1 protein-coding gene is annotated in these 930 nt (G+C 43.4%); it reads left to right on the top strand.

Annotated features, from left to right (window positions below):
- Positions 1-303: 303 nt before the first annotated feature.
- On the top strand, positions 304-930 hold a 627-nt coding region (locus A3766_RS04715; protein ID WP_068641817.1), incomplete at its 3' end, for a response regulator transcription factor.

The raw sequence follows: 930 nt of genomic DNA, 5'->3' as shown, positions 1-930 counted from the left end.
TTGCTTCATAGTGATCTCCACTTAATCTATTTAAGAAACGATATCTGGCACCTGAGTGCTTGCCGTATCGATGAGACTATTGAAACAATTTGCCGTATTTAGGTAATGGAGAGCTTATGAAGCGCTCTGGAAGAAAAAGGCGAGTAAAGGAGAGAAAGCTTAGCTTCGCTTTGACTCTCTGGATAAAGCAGGGCTGTCATGGAGAAGTTATGGAGATCGTCACTTCGTGGCGTAAAAATCATCCATTCTGCGTTATAGTAAGCACTCTGGTTTTATCTATAAGCCCTTTAGGAAAGCTGCAGAATGTCCTACCACATTGCGATCGTTGAAGATGATATCGACCAGCAACAAAATTACGCCGACTCATTGAAGCGCAAAGGCTTTAGCACAAGCTGCTACGACAATGTTGAGGATGCCTTAAACGGTATAAAGAATAATCCACCCGATATGGTATTACTCGATGTGGTACTGGGCGAAGATGAAGATGGAGGTTTTACCATCTGCCGACGCCTGATTGATGGCGGGAGTAAACTACCCGTTATATTCCTAAGTGAGCGTTCTGATGAAATTGACCAGGTGTTCGGTTTGCGCCTTGGCGCTTGGGACTATCAAACCAAGCCAATTTCGTTAGCACTGCTAGCTGAACGAATTAAAAGCCTACAGCGCATTCACCAAGCGCGCATAGAAACCATTGAGCCTTCAACCTCCAGCTCAAGCTCTGAACTATCGATTGATGAAGAAAAGTCTTATGTATCCTGGCATGGGCAATCTATTCCTTTAACGCTAACAGAGTTCCGTCTGTTTTATGCAATTTATCAAGCTGGCTCAGAAGGTATTGATTACCAAGCTTTGGCAGAAAGCACCATGCAGCGCCTCGTTACTAACGGTACCATTAACAGCCATATTAAAAATATCCGCAAAAAGTTTAAT

This window comes from Oleiphilus sp. HI0132 (genome assembly GCF_001635845.1).
The sequence above is the reverse complement of the archived record's forward strand: the minus strand, read 5'-3'. Positions and strand labels throughout refer to the sequence as shown.